Here is a 21,921-nt window from a genome sequence, read left to right on the forward strand (position 1 = left end):
CAAGTGCACTAGGTCGTGCAGCGATCGTGCAGCTCTGACCTGCACAAACGCTGAACCGCTGTACGGATCGTGCAGCCGCTACGGGGCCGGTGTGAACTTGTCGATCAAGGTCCTGATCGGCCCGCCCTCACCGAGATGGTTACGAAACGTGCTCGCGGCACGGGTCCCGGGGAACTGCTCCGCCAGCCGCTGCGCTGCCTCCACATTGCTCAGGGCTCCGAGGTTCGCGGCAACGTAGAACTGGGCGGCCTCAAGGTTAAGGTCCAACGCCTCCGCACTGCGGGCGTGCGGCTTCGCGGCGTGCTCGTCGGATTCGAGCCGGTACTCGTAGGCAACCTCTCCCACGCGGGTGCTCTCCACGGTCACGTCCTTGTTGACGCCCTGGTTGCCACGCAGGCGGAGCCGACGACGACCCGACAAACCTCCGCCAGTCGTCTCGACGTGGACACCGTGACGCCGCCACGCCTTGTATGCGGTCGGCCCCATCGGGTCCGTCGATCCCGACTTAGCGGAATGGTGGACGGCCAGCACCGGAATACCGGAACGGATGATTGACGTAAGCGGCCGGGTGATCTCGCCGGCGTCGGTCTCGTTCAGTGCCCCGCTGAGACCTCCGGTGATGTTGTCGAACACGAGCAACGACGCCTTCTCGTCGGCGGCGACGTCGCAGTACATCTCCCAGTTCGCCGGGTCGAACGATCCGATCAACAGTCGGTCGTTCGGCATCCCCAGCTCGTCCCGACGATGCGCCCACTCGACTTCGTCGCCGGGGTCCGTGGTCAACACAACCACCGGACCGTCGTTGATCGGGGTCACCGGCTGCCCCAGAAACTCGGTGTCTCGGCGTGCGATCGCTGCCACGAGAGCGGCGACGAACGACGTCTTACCCGCTTCGGAGGCCCCGGTGACCATCGTCGCCGTCGATGCGACGTACTCCGGGATGATCCACCGCGAGGCCGCAGCGTCGGCCAGCACCTCGGAGGACGTCCTGAACCCCGCCAGGAACCGCCCGTAAGCGCGTTCTTCGGCGGGGGTCAGCTCGTAGCCGTCAGTTGTCAGTGCGTTCATGTGTTCCTTAGCTCGTTAGGTGGGCAGCGCAAAGCCGCCGCTTGTGTGCGGTGTGCGTGTTTGGGCAGGGGCTACCTGCCTGGAGTTGGTGAAGATCGTCAGCGTGCAGGTCCGAGCCGGTAAGGGCTACGGGTACAGCTCGGCTAAGGACTAAGAATGACGCGCGGGCTCGCTTCACTTGTTGCGTACGCACCGGCAGACCGTCACAGGGCAGATTGCCCTTATCTGTAGCTAAACACATGGTTGTTGACATGTCAAATCGACAGGTGTATAAGCCCCCACCGGTTCGGGGTCCCCGCTTACGGGACGTTCGTCGCCAGGTGTACCCCCGTATCCCGGGCACACGAAAAAGCCCCTCAGAATCGAAATGAGGGGCAGATTCGCTGTTCTTCTATGATCCGAACATCAGGGAACCGGCGGGTTCCGGCTTCGGTTCCGGCCCCACCCAAATCTCGTAGGTCACCGGGTCCGACAGCTGCCCGTACTGCCACAGCCACCCGCCGTCGCTAGCCAGCTGTCCGCACGTTCCGGAAAGGCTGTAGCGGCCCTGCGGCAAGTTGTCGCGGGTGATCGTGACCGTCTGACCCGCCTGCGGGTAGATGGTGGCATCGGTGGGGTCCGGCCGAGTGGTCTGCCAGTTGGGGTTCTCGAAGGGCTCGACCGAGCCAGCGATTCCGATTCCCAACGAGCAGGTGCGCGTGTACCCGGCGACGACATAGGGGCCGTTCGGGTTCGTGATCGTCGCGGTGATCGACGAGTCGTCACTGGTCAGCGTCACTACCGGCGGCAGGGTCGAGGATGGAGCCTGGGCGCTCGCAACAGCGGGCACCGCCAGCGGGGTCAGCAAAGCTGCGGCAACAACTAGGGATTTCATTGTGGGTTGGTACCACAAACGTCCGACGTCACGGGCGAATGTCGGTTAAGTGGCCGACATTTCCGCTCCCAATCGCTAAGACCAGTCCGTTCACGACCTAAGTGGACCGACCCGCCGCTAGCGGGCTCTTAGCTCATCTAAGCCCGACTATGGTGTCCGCTACTCGGACGACTCGCCTGGTGAATCCTGCGACCGATACCGGTCGCGGTATATCTCCAGCTCCCAGAGTAGGAAGTGCTCTCGTTCGTCCATACTGGCTTAGACGCTGCAAGCCTTAGCTCGGTTCCAAGGATGCAGGGGCCTTACTAGTTTGCCGCGGTGAGGTTTCCTCGCGTGGCCGTAGCTGGGTTAACGAGCGGGATTCTTCCCGCCAGTCGACAACAGAGTTCTTACTCATGGTGCCGTCCGGGTTCCGACGGTTCCTCGGGACAAACTCGGGCTTACTCGGCTGCTGCGGCTTCTTCGCTTGCTTGCGGCGCCTGCGTCCTCGTCGGCCCTGGAGTAGATGGATCACCTCGAACGTGGCGATCGTCAGAGATCCGCGCTTGCGCTTGTGGTGCCGGTGGATCAGGTCGTGGCACGTCTTGCATACCGGGACCATGTCTCCGTCTCGCTCGTGGCCCATACGCTCGTAAGTGTGGTGGTGGAGCTGGATGTCGTCGGTCGATCCGCAGCCTTGGCACTTCCTCCCGTGCTTCGCGTAGTAAGCCAGCTTGCGGGCCTCCCACTCGGGGGAATGGATGTACTGGTCGTAACCGATGTTCATGGAATCTCTCTGCACGCCGGGATCTTGGGGTGACCATGTCAGATGGTGCCGACACTCGGCCTTGGCTCGGTTCCGATGGTGCCGAGTCCTGCCGTGCAGTTCGGCCGGCACCGGCGCCCGGCCGTTACTCCCCGGCTTCGCTGGTCGGGATCTCGACCCACTCGCCGGTCGGCTGTTCGTAGAACGCCCGTCCGCCGATCCAATACACCTCGACTCCGTCTTGAATCTCGATTCCCTCGACCCCGTGCGTGGTCATAGCGGCTTGCAGGTCAGTCGCACCCTTGAGTCGAGCAGTCGGCTTGACCTCGGAGGCCATCTTGTTCAGTTCACCAAGCGTCAGCTTGAGTTGCAGTGCTTCCCGCTTGTCGAACCGGACCGAGACGCCCATTGACCGCAGGTAAACGTTCCGTTCCTGGACACCCTGGCGCTCCCACCACTCAGCGAAGGTCTCGCCGGTCGGCTGCCAGGTCCATCCCGCGGGACGGGTCGTGACAGCCACCAGGTCGTCCCTGGTTTTGGCCAAGGCAGCAATCCGGTCATCGAGCGTCGCCCGCTGGGGAGTCCCAGATCGGTACGGGCCGGAACCGAGTTGTCCCACAAGGTCGGTCAGAGTTTCGTCCACCTCGGCCAGCTCGGCCGCGGTGTCTTCTCCGGCATCCCATACCCGAGACAGCCGCTCGGATTCACCCATCAGTCCGAGGACCTGTGACTCCACGAAGTCGTCCAGGTCAGCTTCTGGCACGGTCAGATTCCCACATGTGGCCTTGTACTGGGCAGAGGCGCACCGGTATCGGGACGCTCGACCCTTCCCGCCCTTTAGGCGGTAAGCGGGCCGTCCGCACACGTCGCAAAACACCACCTGTAGCAACAGGGCGCTGGACCGCTTGGTGGGCTCCTTGCGGTTCTCGCGGTCGGCCAGCTCGACGCCCAGCCGGTCGAACACCGGCTTGGTAAGGATCGGCTCCGACCGCTGCACTGGCGAGCCGTCCCCTCCTCGCACGATCTCCTCGGGACCGAATTGCTTACGGTCCTTGGAATCTCGAAGGACTCGGCCGTGCGCGTCCGTGATCGGCTCGCGCCTGGTCACGTACCCGAGCAACGTCGGGGAGGTCAGCGCACGCTTGAGGCCGGCAGAGTGCCACCCGTAGCCCTTAGGCTCTCGGCCCTGGTGGGAGTTGTACCGATCTCGGGCAGTCGGGATGCCGCGCTCGGTCAGGTCGTGGGCGATAGCGCGGAGAGGCTCGCCTGTTAGCACCCGCTCCACCACCTCTTGGATGACCGGGACGGCTTCGGCGTCGTGCACCAGTCGCCAGCCGTCCGGAGTCTCCACTGGGAGCAGCCCCCAGGGCGGGACGCCGCCTGTCCACTTCCCAAGCTGGATGTTGTGCCGGTGCGAGGACGTATTCCTCTCGCTGATTGCTTCCAACTCCATCTCCGCGAACGACGCGACGAGTTGGGCGATCAAACGGCCTACCGAGCTAGACAAGTCGAAGTGCGTCTCCGTGGCAGACACGAGGTTGACCCCGTACTGCTCGGACCAGGCAATCATCTTCCCGAGATGCCGCACTCGCCTCACGAGTCGGTCCACCCGGAAGAACACAAGTACGTCGAACTCACCGATCCGACCGGGGTTGGCGTCGTCGTCCCCGATCCACTGAGAGAGCGCAGGACGCTCGAACGGAGAGGTCTTACCTGCGCTTACGTCCAGGTCTTCGGCAACGCCTACGACCTCCCACCCGCGCGCGGCGCAAAGCTGTTCGCACGCCGCACGCTGACGCTCTGGGCTCGTGGATTCGTCGGTCATGCGAGACAGCCGAACAACGATCAATGCGCGTTTCGGATTGTGCTGGGCGACCATGCGTGTAATCTACTTCAAAGGGGTACTCGGCCGTCGACATGCCGTCGTCGGCGGTGGCGGCCATCATGATCCGGGCCTGCATCCCTCGAAACATCCTCGACCACATTGCTTTCCCCCTTCATCGATACCGACGCGGCGAGTCCACGCCGGAGCCTTCCGATCCGGTCAGAGCAGCCCACCCTCGAGCACCCGACCGGCCAGCCCGATCACGACCGGGACGATGCCCAGGCACACGAACGCGGGCAGGAAGCACAGACCCAGCGGCCCGCCGATCAGCACGCCGGCCTTCTCGACGGCGGCGATCGCGCGATCCTCGGCCTCGGTTCGCTGCTGCGTCGCCAGTTCGGCCATCGCCGACGACAACGCGGCACCCGAACGAGCGGACCGTCGGGCCATCCGAGCCAGTGCTTCGGTCGCGGGCTCCGTCGCCACGACGTCCCACGCCGTGGCCGGATCTGCACCCAGCGCGAGCCGGTCCGCGGTGCGCCGCAGCGACTCTCCCAGCGGGTCCGGCGCCGACGCCGCTACCGCGGCGACGGCATCCGACACCGGCAGACCCGCCTTCAGACAGGCGGCGAGCAGGTCGAACGTGCCAGCAACGGCGAGCGGATCCGGCGGGCCGGACGGCGAATCGTGCGCGGCACGGTCGGAGTCGGCGCCGGCGATCGCATCGGTGGTCCCGGCCGCGACCCTCAGCCGTCGGCGGAGGCGATCGGTTCCGGGGACGACCAGCACCGCCGTGGCCAGCATCAGCGCCGGCATCCACATCACGGCACCGCCCGATCGACGATGCGGTCGGTCCACGCCAGGCCGAGCGCGACCAGCACGGTTCCCGCCACCAACAGGGCGCTGCCGAGGCCACCTCCGGCGAGCACCCGCACGGGCGCGGCCCCCATGAGCTGCCCCAACCCGATCCCGAGGACCGGCAGGCCCGCGAGTACCGCGGCCGTGGCCCGGGCGCCGGCCAATCCCGCGTCGGCACGGGCCCGGAATCTACTGCGGCCCTGCAGGTCCGATCGTGCCGCCTGCAGCAGGTCGGCGAGCGGCAGTCCTCTGGTCTCGGCCACCGCCCACGCCTCCGCCAACCGGGACAGTTCGTCCGCAACGACGCTGCCCGGCAGCTCGAGGCCACCGGCCGCCGACCCGCCGAGACGTGCCCGCCCCGCGGCGGTACGCAGCGCCACCGACGCATCGCCGCGGCACTCCTGCGCGGCGACGTCGCATGCCGCCGCAGGATGCGCGCCCACACCCAGTTCCCCGATCACGGCCTCGAGCCCGACCAGCACCTGCGCGCGCTCACGGTCCCGTCGCTCTACCTCGGTGCGCCTCCGGTGACGCCGGCGCGCTGTGGCGATGACGACCGCCGCTGCGAGCGCCGGGCCGAGCGCCCCCACGACCGCGAGCGGCACACACGCCGCGAAGGCGGCGTCGTACGGCGACAGCCGACGCCACCGCGACCGACGCGACGGCGCGCCCTCACTGCTCAGGGGCAGCACGGACCGCAGACGAACCAGCGCACCCCGGCGGGGCGCGACCAGGAGTGCCGCGGCGAGCGCCAGGGCGACGGCGCTCACGAAGCACCTCTTCGAACGAGCATGTCGTGCAGCGTTCTCCCCGCCGGGTGCGCTCCCCCGCGCCACGTCCAGGCCGGCGCCACCTCGACCGTGCCCGCCACGTCGCGGCGGAGCACCGCGATCTCGGCGAGACGTCGGCGCCCCTCGGCGCCCCGCTCGACGTGCAGCACCACCTGGACCGCGGCCGCCAACTGGCTGTGCAGCGCCGCCCGGTCGAGCCCGCCGAGCGCGGCCAGCGCTTCGAGTCGGGCGGGGAGCTCACGCGGCGAGTTGGCGTGCACCGTGCCCGCGCCCCCGTCGTGGCCGGTATTGAGTGCCGTCAGCAGGTCCACCACCTCCGCGCCCCGCACCTCACCGACGACGATCCGATCGGGGCGCATCCGCAGCGACTGCCGGACGAGGTCGCGCACCGTCACCGCGCCGACGCCCTCGACGTTGGCCACCCGCGCGACCAGACGGACCACGTGCGGGTGGGCCGGGGCGAGTTCGGCCGCATCCTCGACGCACACGATGCGCTCACCCGGATCGACCCGGCCGAGCAGAGCCGCCAACATCGTCGTCTTCCCTGCCCCGGTTCCACCCGTCACCAGAAAAGCGAGGCGCGCCTGCACGATTCGTTCGAGCAGTGCACGCGCATCACCAGGTAGCGCACCGGACGCCGCCAGTTCGTCGAACCCCTGCGTCGCCTGCCGGAGCACGCGCAGCGACAGACAGGTTCCGGCCTGCGCGACCGGGGCGAGCACGGCATGCAGCCGGACACCCGAGTCACCGTCTCCGGCCGCCGGGAGCCGGCCGTCGACCCACGGCTGCGCGTCGTCCAGCCGTCGACCCGCGGACAGCGCCAACCGCTGCGCGAGCCTGCGCACCGCCGCCTCGTCCGCGAACGTCACGTCGGTCCGTTCGAGTCCGGCGCCCCGATCGACCCAGACCGCGTCGGGGGCGGTGACGAGGACGTCGGTGACGCCCGGCTCGGCGAGCAGGGCGTCGAGCGGACCGGCACCGGTCAGTTCGGTCTGCAGCACCCGCAGCGCGGCCAGTAGATCCGTGTCGCCGAGCACGCCTCCCGACTCGGATCGGATGGCCGCGGCGACGGTCGCCGGGGTCGGATCACCGTCGGCGGCCGCGAGACGCTCACGCACCCGGTCGAGCAGCTCGGTCGAGAACAGCACACTCATGCCGCCCACCGCCCGGAGCGGGGACGCGCCGCGAGCACGTCGAGCACTGAACGTGCCGCGGCAGCGAGCGGCGAGCGATCACCCGGATCGAGCCCACCGCGTTCGAGCATCGCGTCCAGCCGCGGTGCCGGGCGCATCACCGCGATCACAGGCGCGTCCAGACTCTCGGCGAGGTCCGTTCCCCGCAGTCCACCCGGAGCGGGACCTCGAACCACGATGCCCCGGTGCGGGTTCCGCTGCGTGATCCACGAAAGCACCCGCCCGGAGGCCACGCCCCCACGCACCGTCGCCGGAACGACCACGACGACGAGATCGGCGAGGTCGACGAGGCTGTCACCGACCGCGCCGGGATGCCGGGCGACGTCGCACACGACGAGGCATCCGGCCCGGCGGCCGGCCTCCACGACCGCCGTCGCCGCCGCGGGAGTGAGACCGCCCGCACGGCTGCCGCGATCACACGCCAGGATGCTGACCCCGGCCCGCGAGGGCAGGGCGGCGTGCAGCGCGTCGGCGAGCACCCGGCCGCCCTCGACTGCGAGGCCGGACCACCGCAGCCCCGGAGCGCCTTCCACCCCCAGCAGCAGGTCGAGTCCACTCCCGAGGGGATCCGCATCGAGCAGCAACACCCCCGGCGCACGTTCCGTCTTCCGCGTCCGCGCACCGCCGAGGGCGATCGCGGCCGCCAGCGTCGAGGCCCCCGCACCACCCGTGCCCGCGACGACGGACACGACCGCGCCACCCGCTTCTCGTCGGGTGTTCCGGTCGGCGAAGACCGCAACGAGGACGTCCTCGTCGTCGGGGATGCCGAGCACCCGATCGGCACCCACCTCCGCCGCGGCCTGCCAGTCGGCGATGGCCGGGACGCCGGAGCAGACGACCACCACGCGGTCGCGGCGCGGCAGCCGCGCGGCGCACTCACGCGCCGCTGCGGCGTCGAGCACCACCAGGTCCGCCGACATCCACACACTCCGGCCGACCGGCGCGGCCGACTCGACAAACGATTGATCAGTCGCTGCGGCGACGGAGCGCAGAATCTCGATCACGGCACGCTCACCGACGGCGGCGAGAACGCCGGGACAGTCGAGCGCGGGAGCGACGGAGGATTCGGAGGTCATGGCGCCAGCCTGCGGCATTCGGGCACACCCCGAACCGTCGATCCGCCGAATGTGGACAGGTCCGGGGGCTGTGGATGAATTGTCGTACGTTCGTACCAGTTTTGCGGCATGGAACTGTGCCGGAAGCGTGGCCACGAGAGCAGTAGGGCGCCGGAGACATCCGGGCCTGGATATGGGACGACCCCCGCCAGGGGGGGAGGAGGCGGGGGTCGTCAGAGTTCAGCCCCGGGGGGTCGGGCTGAACACGCCTGGATCGCGTCCAGGTAGAAGCAATACTACACCTAGGTCCAGGAATAATTGCAAGTTCAGCGATCGCCCGAATCCGCCCGGATAGCCGGGATCGTCCGGTACCCCGTACCGGGCCGAAGGCGAGGTCTCTCCCCTATTCTTGGTCAGGTGACCGCCCACCCGAGCGACCTCACCCAACGCGGACGCGTCGCCGCGTTCTTCGACCTGGACAAGACGATCATCGCCAAGTCCAGCGCCCTGGCGTTCAGCAAGCCGTTCTTCGCCCAAGGGTTGATCACGCGGCGGTCGGTACTGCAGAGCAGCTACGCGCAGTTCCTCTTCATCCTCTCCGGCGCCGATCACGACCAGATGGAGCGGATGCGGAGCCACCTGACGAGCATGACGGCCGGCTGGGACGTCGAACAGATTCGTGCGATCGTCGCCGAGACACTGCACGACATCGTCGATCCGCTGGTCTACGCGGAGGCCGCGGACCTCATCGCCGACCACAAGCTGCGCGGCCACGACGTCGTGATCGTGTCGGCGTCCGGCGAGGAGGTCGTCACGCCCATCGCCGACGCGCTCGGCGCGTCGCACAGTTGCGCAACCCGCATGGTGGTCGAGGACGGCCGGTACGCCGGCGACGTGGAGTTCTACTGCTACGGCGACGGCAAGGTCGAGGCGATGCGCGAGCTCGCCGAACGCGAGGGCTACGACCTCTCGCAGTGCTACGCCTACTCGGATTCCGTGACGGACCTGCCGATGCTCGAGGCCGTCGGCCACCCCACCGCGGTCAACCCGGACCGCGGTCTCCGCCGCGCCGCCACCGAAAATGGTTGGCCCGTATTGTCTTTCTCGAACCCTGTCTCGCTGCGCGCCCGGCTGCAGTCCCCGTCGCGGTCGACGGTCACCGCTGCCGCCGCCGTGCTGTCGAGCGCCGCGGTCGCCGGCGCCTTCACCTACGGGATGCGCCGCCGCAAACGCTGAACCCGCATCTGCCACAAAGGAAAATTGCCACTTGAAGTGGGTCGGGGCACAGGGTACAAAGGAGTTACGGAAGGCCGGAAAGCCAGGATCGATCCGGAAGAGAAGGACCGATTCCCCGACCGGAATTCCCAGCACGGGCACCAGGTACCCACGCGGAGCACAAGCCACTATAAGGGCAGAAGCGTTGTGGGCTTGCGTGACTCGGATGACTGACGGTAAGGACCCCGCACCCGTTGTGGGGACGACCCGCCACCGCCCGAGACCACGCCGAGGCCGTTGACACACAACCCACCTTGCACGCTTGGTAACCCGGCATCCGTGCTAGCGGGTGGCGACGCCGACCACGGTCGGTGGCACCACCCGCTTCGCATGTGCGGGTGGCACTCGACTCGCCTGCCACTCGCCTACCGCGGCCCGACGTCAGCCTGCTGCGGCGGCATCCGCAATCGACATCGCCTCGCGGGCACCGGCTTCCAGGGCGCCGCAGCACAGGATCACCCAACTACCGACGCCCTCGGCCGTCCCTGACTCGAATCCTGCGATGCCGTCCCGGTACGCGGGGGCGCGACGCATCCAGCTCACCTCGGGCACGCCCAGATTGTGCGGGTCCAGACCCGACGACGTGGCAACCAGTCGGGATGCTGCACGGGCAACGATCCCGTCGGCCACTCCGAACGGCCTCAGGGCGAGCAGTTCACCGTGCACGACCGCCGCCAGCACCGGTGCCGGCGCGTTCGTTCCGCCCGTCACCAACTGCGCCAGCATGTCGAGTCGCTCACCGACTCCAGGGTCGGTGCGCGGGCGTCCCAGGACTTCGGCATCGTCGACCAGATCGGCCGCCGCGAGCAGGTGGAGCCGGGCCAGTGCCTGCAGCGGCGCGCGCTGCCACGTCGGCAGGATGATCGTGAGCGCCTCCCCGTCCAGCGCCTGCGCGACCCGCAGCGCACCCGACAGCACCGGATCGCCGACCGTCCCCGGCGCCGGCAGCTCGGTCGAGCCGCCGTCGATGGATGCGGACGCACGCGCGGCACGAACGGACGCCTCGGTGGCCGTCTTCGGCCAGTCCCGGCGGTTGGTTCGGTGGCGGTGCACCTCACCTAGTGCATCACGCGCACGATCCGCGGCGTCGACGACGCCCGGGAGGTCCAGAAGCGGCTGCAAGGGATCGGTCACGCCGTCAGACGCTACCCGCCTCTTCGGCGTCGGCGCCCGGCCGGTACGGCGTCGAGCAGGCGTCGGGTGTACTCGTTGGCGGGGTGCTCGAACACGTCCTCCGCGGCCGCCTCCTCCACCACCCGGCCGCCGTGCATGACGACCACGCGGTCGGCGATCCGTCGCACCACCGCCAGGTCGTGGCTGACGAACACGTACGTCAGGCCGAGGTCGCGCTGCAGGTCGTCGAGCAGTCGCAGGATCTGGTCCTGGACCACGACGTCGAGGGCCGACACCGCCTCGTCGCACACCAGCAGTTCCGGCGCGAGCGCGAGAGCCCGGGCGATCGCCACCCGCTGCCGCTGCCCGCCGGACAGCTCGGCCGGGAACCGACGCGACAGATCCGCGGGCAGCGCGACGCGGTCGAGCAGTTCACGCACCCGCCGCGCGCGCTCGCCGCGGTCGCCGATCCGGTGCACCCGCAGCGGCTCCTCGACGATCCGGAACACCGAATACGTCGGGTCGAGGCTGCCGTACGGATCCTGGAACACCGGCTGGACCCGGCGGCGGAACGTCTTCTCGCCGCGTCCGAGCGCGGCGGGATCGGTGCCGTCGAACAGCACCGTGCCGGCGTCGGGCGCCAGCAGTCCCAGGATCATCCGCGAGACCGTGGTCTTGCCCGATCCCGACTCGCCGACGATCGCGGTGGTGGTTCCGCGATCCACGGTGAACGAGACGTCGTCGACGGCGGTCACCTCGGTGCGTCTGCTGCGGAAAGCCTTTCGGAGACCGTCGACGATGAGCAGCGGACGCGTCCCGGCCGGCGCGGCCGCAGCCGGCCGGGCACGGGCGGTGCCGAGCGACGGCGCCGCCGCGACCAGCCGTCGGGTGTACGGATGTTCCGGTGCGGTGAGAATCTGCTCCGGCGAACCGGATTCGACGACCCTGCCGTCGTGCATGACGACGACGTGTTCGGCCCGTTCGGCGGCGACCCCGAGATCGTGCGTGATGAGCAGCAGCGCCGTCCCCAGCTCGTCGGTCAGACCTTCGAGGTGATCGAGAACGCGCTGCTGGACGGTGACGTCCAGCGCGGACGTCGGCTCGTCGGCGATCAACAGCCGTGGGCGGGCGGCCAGTCCGATCGCGATGAGGACGCGCTGGCGCATTCCACCGGAGAACTCGTGCGGGTAGCGTCCGGCGCGAGCCTCGGCGTCGTCGAGTCCGGCCTCCGCGAGCAGTCCGGCCGCCCGCCGGTGGGCGGCGCGACCCTTCGCGATCCCGTTGGCCGCCAGGGTCTCGCGCACCTGGAACCCGATCTTCCAGACCGGGTCGAGGTTGGTAGCCGGGTCCTGCGGCACGAAACCGATTCCGCTCCCCCGGATCCCGACGAACGTCCGCTCCGACGCGCGTGTCAGGTCGCGCCCCTCGAACGCGATGCGGCCGCCCGTCACCCGGCCCCCACCGGGCAGCAGCCCGATCAGCGCGTGCGCGAGAGTCGACTTCCCCGAACCGGACTCGCCGACGATTGCGACGGTCTGCCCGCGTGCGATCGTCAGGTCGACGCCGCGGACCGCGCGCACCGCAGAGCCGCCGGTCCCGAAGGTCACCTCGAGCCCCTCGAGCGCGAGCAGTGGCGCGGTCATCGGCGTCTCGCCCGCGTCGGATCCAGGGCGTCGCGCAGGGCGTCACCGAGCAGGACGAACCCGAGCACGGTGATCGCGAGCGCCCCGGCCGGATAGAACAGGATCGCCGACCCGCGCCGCAAGGTGACCTGTGCGGTGCTGATGTCGCCGCCCCACGAGACCGTGGTGGACGGCAGCCCGATCCCGAGGAACGACAGCGTCGCCTCGGCGACGATGAACGTCCCCAGCGACATGGTCGCCACCACGATGATCGGGGCGAGCGCGTTGGGCAGCACGTGCCGGACGAGGATCGACGGGCTCGACATGCCCACGGCTCGCGCCGCGAGGACGTAGTCGTGTGATTTCGCCGAGATGACCGCTCCACGAGCAATTCTCGCCATCTGTGGCCAGCCGAACAGGGCGAGGACCGCGACCACCGTCCAGATCGTCCGGACGGCGAACAACTGCATGAGGACGATCGCGGCCAGGATCAGCGGAATGCCGAAGAAGATGTCGGTGACCCGGGACAGCAGCGAATCGGCCCACCCTCCGTAGTAGCCGGAGAGCGCGCCGAACAGCACTCCGATCGCCAGCACGGCCGCGGTCACGCACACCCCGACGGTGACGGACGGGCGGGCGCCGTAGATGGTCCGCGCGTACACGTCGCAGCCCTGACGGTCGAAGCCGAACCAGTGCCCGGACCGCGGCGGCCCGAGACTGTCGGCGATGTTGCAGTAGCGCGGGTCGACGCTCGTGAACGCCCCGGGGAACAGCGCGATCGCGGCCACGACGAGCAGGATCACGCACGCGAGCAGGAACATCGGACGCCGCCGCAACCGGTGCCACGCCGATCCCCACATCCCGCGCGCGTCAGGCATAGCGGATCCTCGGATCCAGGACGGCGTACAGCAGATCGACGAGCAGGTTCGCGACGAGATAGACCACGACGAGGACACTGACGAACGAGACGACTGTCGGCGCCTCCCCACGGATGACGGCCTGATAGATCGTGCCGCCGACCCCGTTGATGTTGAAGATGCCCTCGGTCACCACCGCGCCGCCCATCAGAGCCGCGAGGTCCGCGCCCAGGAACGTCACGACCGGGATCAGCGAATTGCGCAGCACATGCACCCACACGACCCGAGGCCGGGACAGTCCCTTCGCGGTCGCGGTCCGGACGAAGTCGGCGGAGAGCGTCGTCGCCACCGACGTGCGTGTCAGGCGCAGCACGTACGCGAACGAGACCGCCGCGAGCACACACGCCGGGAGCAGCAACCGCGACAGGCTGGTGTCGGCGCCGACGGTGGGCGGCGCCAGGCCCCACCGGATCCCGACGAAGAACTGCGCCAGGAATCCGAGCACGAACACCGGGATCGCGATGAGCACCAGGCTCAGGACCAGGACGGTGCCGTCGAACACCCCGCCCTGCCGCAGCCCGGCGATCAGTCCGGCCCCGATCCCCAGCACCGTCTCGATGACGATCGCCGTGAACGCGAGCTTCAACGTGATCGGAAACGCCTGCGCCAGAACCTCTCCGACGGGCCGACCGGAGAAGGACGTGCCGAAGTCGAACGTCAGAAGGCCCTTCAGATACAGCAGGTACTGCACCAGGAACGGCTGATCCAGGTGGTACCGGGCGCGCAACTGCTCCGTCACCGCCGGAGTGAGCGCCCGGTCCCCGGCGAGCGCCGCGACCGGGTCACCGGGAAGGAGGAACACCATCGCGTAGATGAGGAACGTGGTTCCGATGAACACCGGAATCATCTGCAGCACACGACGGCCGGTGTAGCGCAGCACGACTATTCCTTCTCGACGAGGTAGTAGAGCGGCACGCCGTCCCACCCGATCCGGACGTTGGTCACGTACTCGGACCAGCCACCGGTCGCGTTGCGATTCCAGTTCGGGACGGCCGGCAGGTCGCGCAGCAGGATCTGTTGCGCGCCGTCGATCAGCCGCTGCGATTCGACCGGATCGGTCGCCCCGGCCGACGCCCGCAGCAGCGCGTCGAACTCCGGGTTGGAGTACTCGCCGTCGTTGGAACTGCCTCCCGTCTGGTAGTTCTGCGCCAGGAACCCGTACTGCTGCGGATAATCGGCCTGCCAGCCCGAGCGGAACGCGGTCCGGATGGTCCGCTCGGTGGCCTCGGTCCGCAACTGCGCGAACGTCGGGTACGGCGCACCCCGGGCGTCGATGCCGAGCGTGTTGCGAATGCTGTTGCAGACCGCGTCCACCCAGTCCTGGTGTCCGCCATCGGAGTTGTAGGCGATCGCGAACGTCCCACTCCACGGCGCGAGGGCGTCGGCCTGCGCCCACAACGCGCGTGCACGGTCGGGGGCGAAGTCCAGGTTCGCCGATCCCGGCAGATCCGGCGTCCAGCCCGGGACGGCCGGACTCGTGAAGTCGCGCGCCGGGGTACGGGTGCTCGCGAACAGTCGCTCGGTTATCTGCTCGCGATCGATTGCCAGCGAGATCGCCTGCCGACGCAGCCGACCCTCCTCACCGCCGAAGTGCGGCAACCGTTCCGGGATGGTGAACGTCTCGATCGTCGCGGACGGCTGGTTCACCGTGCGGCCGGGCAGATCCTCCTCGAACGTGTCCAACGCACTGGCCGGGACGCCGTCGAGGACGTCGAGGTTGTTCGACAGCAGATCGGTGTACGCGGTGTCGAGGCTGCTGTACATCACGAAGGTGACCCCCTCGTTCCGTGCCGCCCGCGGGCCCCGGTAGTCGGGGTTCACCGTCAGGTCGATGCGCACGTTGTGCTGCCACGCGTCGTCGCTCGCGAACCGGTACGGGCCGTTGCCGATCGGGTGCTGCCCGAACGCGACCATGTCGGCGTACGCGGACTGCGGCAGCGGGTAGTAGGCGGCGAACCCGAGGCGTTTCGGGAATGCCGCCTCCGGCTGTTTCAGCGTGATCGTGAACGTCCGGTCGTCGAGTACCTCGAGTCCGGACATCGTCGTCGCCGTCGGGTTCGAGACAGCCACCTCGTCGTAGCCCTGGATCGGGTCGAAGAACGACGACTGCAGTTGCGCATTGGTGGACAGCGCGCCGTAGTTCCACGCATCGACGAACGAGTGCGCCGTGACGGGGGTTCCGTCGGTGAAAGTCCAGCCGTCCTCGAGCGTCACGGTGTAGCGCCGGCCGTCGACCGTCTCGATCGACCGCGCCACCTCGTTCTCGACGTCACCGGCGGCGGTGTACGACACCAGACCCGCGAAGAGCGCGTCGAGCACCCGGCCACCGGTGTTCTCGCCCGTATCGGTGGGCACCAACGGGTTCTGCGGTTCGCCGCTCCACGCGTACACCGTGCGCGCGCTCGGCCCCGCCGGACCGGTGCACGCCGCGAGCAACGCCGACACCAGCACCACGACAAGTGTCGACGTCACCGCAGCCGCCCTGCTCCGCCGAACGGACACCGCTCACCTCCCGAACCCCTCGGTTGGTTCCTGCGACGATAGACAGCGCATCCGCTGCTCGTCGGCGTCCCGTGGCCGCCGACCGGATCGGCACCCGTTCGAGGCCCGATCGCAACGTCGCGCCGGATCCGCGACCGCCCGTCGCACCATTTCGACCGATCGGCGCACACGGCGACCGCTCCGCGGGAGGGAACCGTGCGACCCCGGTCACGTGTGACTACCCTCACACGTGCGACAACCGTCGATTTCGACCCGGAAAGAAGGCAAGCCGAGATGACGAGCAGTGCAACCGACGCACCCGAGGTGTACCCGCCCAGTGCCGAATTCGCGGCCGCGGCCAACGCGGGCCCCGAGTTGCAGGCCGAGGCGGACCGCGACCGGCTCGCCTTCTGGGACGCCCAGGCCCGGCGCCTGGACTGGTCGACCCCGTGGACCGAGGTCCTCGACTGGTCGGACGCCCCCGTCGCGAAGTGGTTCGTCGGCGGCGAACTGAACGTCGCATACAACTGCGTCGACCGGCACGTGTTGGCCGGCAACGGCGACCGCGTCGCGATCCACTTCGAGGGCGAGCCCGGCGACAGCCGCGACCTCACCTACAACGATCTCCTCGCCGAAGTGAGCCGCGCGGCAAACGCTTTCACGGAGCTGGGCCTCGTCGCCGGTGATCGCGTCGCGATCTACATGCCGATGATTCCCGAGGCGATCGTGACGATGCTCGCGTGCGCCCGGCTCGGCCTCACCCACTCGGTCGTGTTCGCCGGATTCTCCGCGACCGCGCTGCGTTCCCGCATCGACGATGCCGCCGCCAAGCTCGTCGTCACCGTCGACGGGCAGTGGCGCCGCGGCCAGGCCGCCCCGCTCAAGCCGGCCGTCGACGAGGCCGTCGACGGCGCGGCATCGGTGCAGAACGTGTTGGTGGTCAAGCGAACCGGCATCGACGTCGACATCACCGCCGGCCGGGACCTGTGGTGGCACGACACCGTCGAGAAGGCGTCGGACACACACGAGGCGCAGCCGTTCGACGCCGAGCACCCGCTGTTCATCCTCTACACGTCCGGCACCACCGGTAAGCCGAAGGGCATCATCCACACCTCCGGTGGCTACCTGACGCAGGCGTCGTACACGCACCACAACGTGTTCGACCACAAGGCCGGACAGGACGTCTACTGGTGCACCGCCGACATCGGCTGGGTCACCGGGCACAGCTACATCGTGTACGGCCCGCTGAGCAACGGCGTCACGCAGGTCGTCTACGAGGGCACCCCCAACTCCCCCGACGAGCACCGCCACTTCCAGATCATCGAGAAGTACGGCGTCTCCATCTACTACACCGCGCCGACGCTGGTGCGCACGTTCATGAAGTGGGGCCGCGAGATCCCCGACGCGCACGACCTGTCGTCGATCCGGCTGCTCGGCTCGGTGGGCGAGCCCATCAACCCGGAGGCGTGGCGCTGGTTCCGCGACGTCATCGGCGGCGGGACCGCCCCGATCGTCGACACGTGGTGGCAGACCGAGACCGGCGCGATCATGATCTCGCCACTGCCCGGCATCACCGCGACCAAGCCCGGTTCCGCGATGGCCCCGCTGCCCGGCATATCCGCGAAGATCGTCGACGACGAGGCCCACGAGCTCGGCGCGGGCGGCAGCGGCTACCTGGTCCTCGACCAGCCGTGGCCGTCGATGCTGCGCGGCATCTGGGGCGACATGGAGCGCTACAAGGACACCTACTGGTCGCGGTACGCCCAGGAGGGTTGGTACTTCGCCGGCGACGGCGCCAAGTACGACGAGGACGGCGCGCTGTGGGTGCTCGGCCGCGTCGACGACGTCATGAACGTCTCCGGGCACCGCATCTCCACGTCCGAGGTGGAGTCGGCGCTCGTCGGGCACCCGTCGATCGCCGAGGCCGCCGTCGTCGGCGCCGCCGACGACACGACCGGCCAGGGCATCGTCGCGTTCGTGATCCTCCGTGAGGGCGCCGACAACACTGGCGAGGCACTGATCGCGGAGCTGCGCGTGCAGGTCTCCACCGAGATCTCCCCGATCGCCAAGCCGCGGCAGATCACCGTCGTGCCCGAACTACCCAAGACCCGCTCCGGCAAGATCATGCGCCGCCTGTTGCGCGACGTCGCCGAGGGCCGCGACCTGGGCGACACCTCGACCCTCGTCGACCCCAAGGTGTTCGACGCGATTCGCGGTAAGTAGGTCCGGCAAAGTAGGTCAGCCGAGAAGCCGGGTGTTCTCCGTCCACGGAGGCACCCGGCTTCTTCGTGCCGGTGGACGCCGGTGGCGAGTCGACGGGCGTACCGTGACCTGAGGGGACCGAAAGAAGGTCGCGGATGGCAGCTGCCGTACGAGGCAAGGTCGGCAACCTGCCTCTCGATCTGACCAGTTTCATCGGTCGGCGCCGCGAGGTGGCCGAGACGAGACGGGCGCTGGGTGCGTCGCGACTGGTGACCCTGACCGGCATCGGCGGAGTCGGCAAGACCCGTCTCGCACTCCGCGTGGCCGCCGACTCGCAGCGATCGTTCTCCGACGGCGTCTGGCTGGTCGAATTCGGGGAGCGCCGTGATCCGCAGCTGGTCGCCGAGTCCGTCGCCGCGGCATTGGGATTGCGCGAGCAGGCAGCGGTACCGACCACGCAGATCCTCACCGACTACCTGGCCTCCCGGAATCTGCTGCTCGTCCTCGACAACTGCGAGCACCTCATCGACGACGTCGCGAAGCTCGCCGAGACCCTACTGCGGGCGAGTCCCGACCTGCGGATCCTCGCCACCAGCCGCGAGCCCCTCGCGATCAGCGGCGAGATGGTGTTCCGCGTCCCGCCGATGACCGTCCCCGTACCCGACGAGTCGACACCGCTGCGGGCACTCGCCCAGTACGAGGCGGTGAACCTGTTCGCCGAGCGCGCGGCCGCCGCCGTACCGGGGTTCGAGCTGACCGACGAGAACCGCGAATCCGTCGTCGCGATCTGCACCGAACTCGACGGGCTCCCGTTGCCGATCGAACTCGCCGCGGCGCGGCTGCGGGCGATGTCGGTCGATCAGATCCTCGAACGGTTGACCGACCGGTTCCGCCTGCTCACGGGCGGCAGCCGCTCCGCGCCCGATCGCCAGCAGACGCTGCGGATGAGCATCGACTGGAGCCACGAACTGTGCAACCCGGACGAGCGGGAACTGTGGCGCCGGCTGTCGGTGTTCACCCGCGGGTTCGAACTCGACGCGGCGGAAGCGATCGTAGCGGGCGAGCACACGTCGCACGACCTCCTCGACGTCGTGGCCTCACTCGTCGACAAGTCGATCCTCATCCGCGAGGAGCACTCCGGCGTGGTGCGCTATCGACTGCTCGACAACCTCCGCGAGTACGGACTCGAGCGGTTGCACGAGTCCGGTGAGTTCCCCGATCTGAGCAGACGCCACCGGGACTGGTACCTGGCGCTGCTGGACCGCGCCGAGGCCGAATGGATCGGGCCGGACCAGCCCTCGTGGATCACCCGGATCGAGCGCGAACGTCCAAATCTGGCGGCCGCTCTCGAGTACTGCCTGACCGAACCGGGTGAGGCCGAGACCGGGCTGCGCATCGCAAATGTTCTGTACATTTTCTGGATCTCACGAGGACTGCTCAACGAGGGCCGCCTCTGGCTCGCACGAGTGCTCTCCGCGCAGGGCGGGGAGCCGACACGCGAGCGGGTGAAGGCCCTGGCCGCCTCGGCGATCCTGGCCGCGAACCAGGGCGACCTCCCGGTCGGCCACGCGCTCGTCGACGAGGCACTCGTCGCTGCAACCCGGCTCGACGATCGCGAGTCCGAGATCATCGCTACCCATGCCGCCGGACATGTCCAGATCTACGCCGGCAACCCTGACGAGGCGATCCGACTGCTCGGAAGCATCGTCGATGCCGTTCGCGCCGGACAGAACACGTTGCGCCACGTCTCCACGGTCCTCGGCCTCGCAACGGCCACGGCGGTCCTTCGCGAGCGCGAGCAGACCGCGGAGTACACCGACGAAGTACTCGAGATCACCCGCGCCCACGGCGAGTCGATCTACCGCTCGTACGCCCTCTGCATGAGGGGACTCGCCCTGTGGCAGGACGACCCCGACGCGGCACGCCCGCACTTCGCCCAGGCGGCGGCGCTGAGCGGCGAGGTGGACGACCTCCTCGGCACCGCGATCTCTGTGGAGGCCCTCGCGTGGACCGCGGCCGCGACCGCCCAGTTCCAGCGGTCCGCGATTCTGCTGGGCGCCGCCGACACCCTCTGGTCCGCCGCCGGCAATCCGGGCGTCGTGATTCCCGCGCTCCGTTTCAACCGCGACGAGGCCCGCGACCGGTGCGAGCGCGCCCTGGGCGACCGCGCCTTCGACACCGCCGTACGCCAGGGATGCGAGCTGACACTCGACGAGGTCGTCGACTTCGCCGTCGACGACCGGCTGCCCGAGGAGGAGTCGGCCGAGCGCTCCGCGACCGATCTGACGCCACGCGAGCAGGAGGTCGCCGAACTGGTGGCTCAGGGCCTGACGAACAAGGCGATCGCGGAAAAACTGGTGATCTCTCAGCGCACCGTCCAGGGCCATGTCGAGCATGCCCTCGCGAAACTCGGGTTCAACTCGCGGACCCAGATCGCCGCTTGGGTCGTCGAACAGGGGCGCGGGGTCGAAAGCGACTCCGCCTGAGCTGCGGTTTCACCGCATACGGGTACCCGCCCCGCGGGAAACAGGTATGTGCACGGGTACTTCTACCGTCGTGGCCTTGCGCGTCTCTTGGAACTGTGGGAGTCGGACATCCCAAGCTTCACGAAGTCGAGGTATCCCGATGCACGATCAACTGACCCGCACCACCACCGATGTGGACAGCTTCACCATCGGCCGCTGCGACAGCTGCGACGCCCTGCTCGCCCCCGACGCGGCGGTCTGCTCGTCGTGCCGCGGCACCGAGATCAGCCGCGCACCGTCCGCCGGCAACGGATCGATCGTCTCGTGGACCGTCATCGAGATCTCGCCCAGCCGGACCTGCACCGACTTCACCCCGTACACGATCGCGATCGTCGCGCTCGACGAAGGGCCGTGGGCGTACGCCTGGATCGAGGGAGCACTCGACGAGAGCGAGAAGCGCGCCCGGGTTCGCTACGACCGAATGATCGCCGGCGAGCGGTATCCGCTGTTCGTCCGCCAGTAGCGACGAGACCTCGACGCAGACGAGTGGCCCGGGACTTCACGTCCCGGGCCACTCGTCTGTCTCGAGCTTTGCGGGTCCGGCGCTTCGGTCAGGGTCCCTCGGGGTTCTGACCGCCGTTCGGTTCGCCGGGGCACGGCGAGGTCAGCATCGGAACGTACGGGAACGGCACGTTCTGGAAAGGCGCGTTCAGGCACTGAGCCACCGGGGCCGGCTGGTACGGAGTGGTGAGAGCCACGCCGATCAGGCCGCCCAACCCGCCCAGCAAACCCAACGAGCCCAGCCCCAGGGACCCCACGGCCAACGGCCCCAGAGCGAACAATCCGCCTTCCCCCGCCGATCCCAGTGCCGCCGGCAGGAAGGCGCTTCCGGCAAAGTCGGCACCGCAGTCCGTGAGAACCTGCGCGGAGTCGGGCGCCGATACGACGTCGGCGGGATCGACGCCGGTGGCCTGGGCCGTGTTGGTGATGACACAGGCGGCCTGGTCCTCGTCGGTCACGTCGTACGTAGCGACACAGGTCGTCGACTGCGTCGGTTCGAGAGTGTCCTCGTCACAGGACACCTCGGGCGGTCCGCCCGAACCCGTGAATGCAGTTTCCACCACGGTGATCTCGGAGACCGTCGTCGTGCCGGTATTGCTCACCGCGAAGGTGTAGGTGACCGTGTCGCCCGATGCGACGCCGAAGCTCGGCGCGGCCGTTTTCTGCAGCGTGAGTTCACCTGCGGGAGGCTGAGCGACGCTGGTCGGCCCGGCGATCACCGTCGTCAGCGCGACCAGGGCAGTGAGCACCGCGATGACCAGAATTCGGAAAGCTGCACCGAAATTACGCACTCTGGAAACTCCTTTTCGCCATTTACAGGACAAATCGGGTTCGAACTCAGGTGCCGCGTATTACAAGCGTTTCGGAAGATACTGG

General features: G+C 68.7%; 17 protein-coding genes. 4 read left to right on the plus strand and 13 right to left on the minus strand.

Annotated elements, in window-relative coordinates; genetic code table 11:
- Window positions 1–78: 78 nt before the first annotated feature.
- The 7 genes from LCL87_RS14945 to ssd all read right to left on the minus strand — a co-directional run bounded on the left by LCL87_RS14945 (window position 79) and on the right by ssd (window position 8,430).
- Window positions 79–1,068, minus strand: coding sequence for an AAA family ATPase (locus tag LCL87_RS14945; RefSeq protein ID WP_225020923.1), 990 nt, complete (start codon window positions 1,066–1,068; stop codon window positions 79–81).
- 391 nt (window positions 1,069–1,459) lie between these two features.
- Complete coding sequence (locus LCL87_RS14950; RefSeq protein WP_225020924.1) at window positions 1,460–1,846, minus strand: hypothetical protein; 387 nt, start codon at window positions 1,844–1,846, stop codon at window positions 1,460–1,462.
- Window positions 1,847–2,832: 986 nt separating this feature from the next.
- Complete coding sequence (locus tag LCL87_RS14955) at window positions 2,833–4,566, minus strand: recombinase family protein (protein ID WP_225020926.1); 1,734 nt, start codon at window positions 4,564–4,566, stop codon at window positions 2,833–2,835.
- A 165-nt stretch (window positions 4,567–4,731) separates the two neighbouring features.
- Window positions 4,732–5,334: a type II secretion system F family protein gene (locus LCL87_RS14960; RefSeq protein WP_225020927.1), complete on the minus strand. Its 603-nt coding sequence runs from the start codon at window positions 5,332–5,334 to the stop codon at window positions 4,732–4,734.
- A complete protein-coding gene (locus LCL87_RS14965; protein WP_225020929.1) occupies window positions 5,334–6,140 on the minus strand; it encodes a type II secretion system F family protein in 807 nt (268 codons plus the stop codon). The genes LCL87_RS14960 and LCL87_RS14965 overlap by 1 nt, the downstream gene beginning before the upstream one ends.
- Window positions 6,137–7,315 carry a TadA family conjugal transfer-associated ATPase gene (locus tag LCL87_RS14970; protein ID WP_225020930.1) on the minus strand — a complete coding sequence of 393 codons (1,179 nt, stop codon included), beginning with the start codon at window positions 7,313–7,315 and terminating at the stop codon, window positions 6,137–6,139. The genes LCL87_RS14965 and LCL87_RS14970 overlap by 4 nt, the downstream gene beginning before the upstream one ends.
- On the minus strand, window positions 7,312–8,430 hold the full coding sequence (gene ssd, locus LCL87_RS14975; protein WP_225020932.1) for a septum site-determining protein Ssd: 1,119 nt from the start codon (window positions 8,428–8,430) through the stop codon (window positions 7,312–7,314). The genes LCL87_RS14970 and ssd overlap by 4 nt, the downstream gene beginning before the upstream one ends.
- Before the next feature lie 396 nt (window positions 8,431–8,826).
- Between ssd and LCL87_RS14980 the strand changes: the two genes are divergently transcribed.
- A complete protein-coding gene (locus tag LCL87_RS14980) occupies window positions 8,827–9,645 on the plus strand; it encodes an HAD family hydrolase (protein ID WP_225020935.1) in 819 nt (272 codons plus the stop codon).
- Window positions 9,646–10,065: 420 nt separating this feature from the next.
- Here the strand turns inward: LCL87_RS14980 and LCL87_RS14985 are convergent, their stop codons facing one another.
- The 5 genes from LCL87_RS14985 to LCL87_RS15005 are packed head-to-tail and all read right to left on the minus strand — an operon-like array spanning window position 10,066 to window position 15,808.
- Complete coding sequence (locus LCL87_RS14985) at window positions 10,066–10,818, minus strand: Fic family protein (protein WP_225020937.1); 753 nt, start codon at window positions 10,816–10,818, stop codon at window positions 10,066–10,068.
- A gap of 11 nt (window positions 10,819–10,829) precedes the next feature.
- Window positions 10,830–12,440 (minus strand): ABC transporter ATP-binding protein, encoded by a 1,611-nt coding sequence (locus LCL87_RS14990; RefSeq protein WP_225020939.1) that lies wholly within the window; start codon window positions 12,438–12,440, stop codon window positions 10,830–10,832.
- Entirely contained in the window at window positions 12,437–13,279 is an 843-nt protein-coding gene (locus LCL87_RS14995) for an ABC transporter permease (protein WP_225021560.1), read from the minus strand. The genes LCL87_RS14990 and LCL87_RS14995 overlap by 4 nt, the downstream gene beginning before the upstream one ends.
- Window positions 13,280–13,289: 10 nt before the next feature.
- Window positions 13,290–14,216, minus strand: a complete 927-nt coding sequence (locus LCL87_RS15000; RefSeq protein WP_225020941.1) for an ABC transporter permease — start codon at window positions 14,214–14,216, stop codon at window positions 13,290–13,292.
- 2 nt (window positions 14,217–14,218) lie between these two features.
- Window positions 14,219–15,808, minus strand: a complete 1,590-nt coding sequence (locus LCL87_RS15005; RefSeq protein WP_510850777.1) for a peptide ABC transporter substrate-binding protein — start codon at window positions 15,806–15,808, stop codon at window positions 14,219–14,221.
- A gap of 303 nt (window positions 15,809–16,111) precedes the next feature.
- Between LCL87_RS15005 and acs the strand changes: the two genes are divergently transcribed.
- The 3 genes from acs to LCL87_RS15020 all read left to right on the plus strand — a co-directional run bounded on the left by acs (window position 16,112) and on the right by LCL87_RS15020 (window position 21,007).
- On the plus strand, window positions 16,112–18,040 hold the full coding sequence (gene acs / locus LCL87_RS15010; protein ID WP_225020945.1) for an acetate--CoA ligase: 1,929 nt from the start codon (window positions 16,112–16,114) through the stop codon (window positions 18,038–18,040).
- A gap of 134 nt (window positions 18,041–18,174) precedes the next feature.
- Window positions 18,175–20,505 (plus strand): LuxR C-terminal-related transcriptional regulator, encoded by a 2,331-nt coding sequence (locus LCL87_RS15015; RefSeq protein ID WP_225020947.1) that lies wholly within the window; start codon window positions 18,175–18,177, stop codon window positions 20,503–20,505.
- 139 nt (window positions 20,506–20,644) lie between these two features.
- Window positions 20,645–21,007, plus strand: a complete 363-nt coding sequence (locus LCL87_RS15020; protein WP_225020949.1) for an OB-fold domain-containing protein — start codon at window positions 20,645–20,647, stop codon at window positions 21,005–21,007.
- Between the two features lie 88 nt (window positions 21,008–21,095).
- Here the strand turns inward: LCL87_RS15020 and LCL87_RS15025 are convergent, their stop codons facing one another.
- Window positions 21,096–21,836 (minus strand): CLIPPER-2 domain-containing protein, encoded by a 741-nt coding sequence (locus LCL87_RS15025; protein ID WP_225020951.1) that lies wholly within the window; start codon window positions 21,834–21,836, stop codon window positions 21,096–21,098.
- Between the last annotated feature and the right edge of the window lie 85 nt (window positions 21,837–21,921).

This window comes from Prescottella equi, from assembly GCF_020171745.1.
GTDB classification, from domain to species: Bacteria; Actinomycetota; Actinomycetes; order Mycobacteriales; family Mycobacteriaceae; genus Prescottella; species Prescottella equi_A.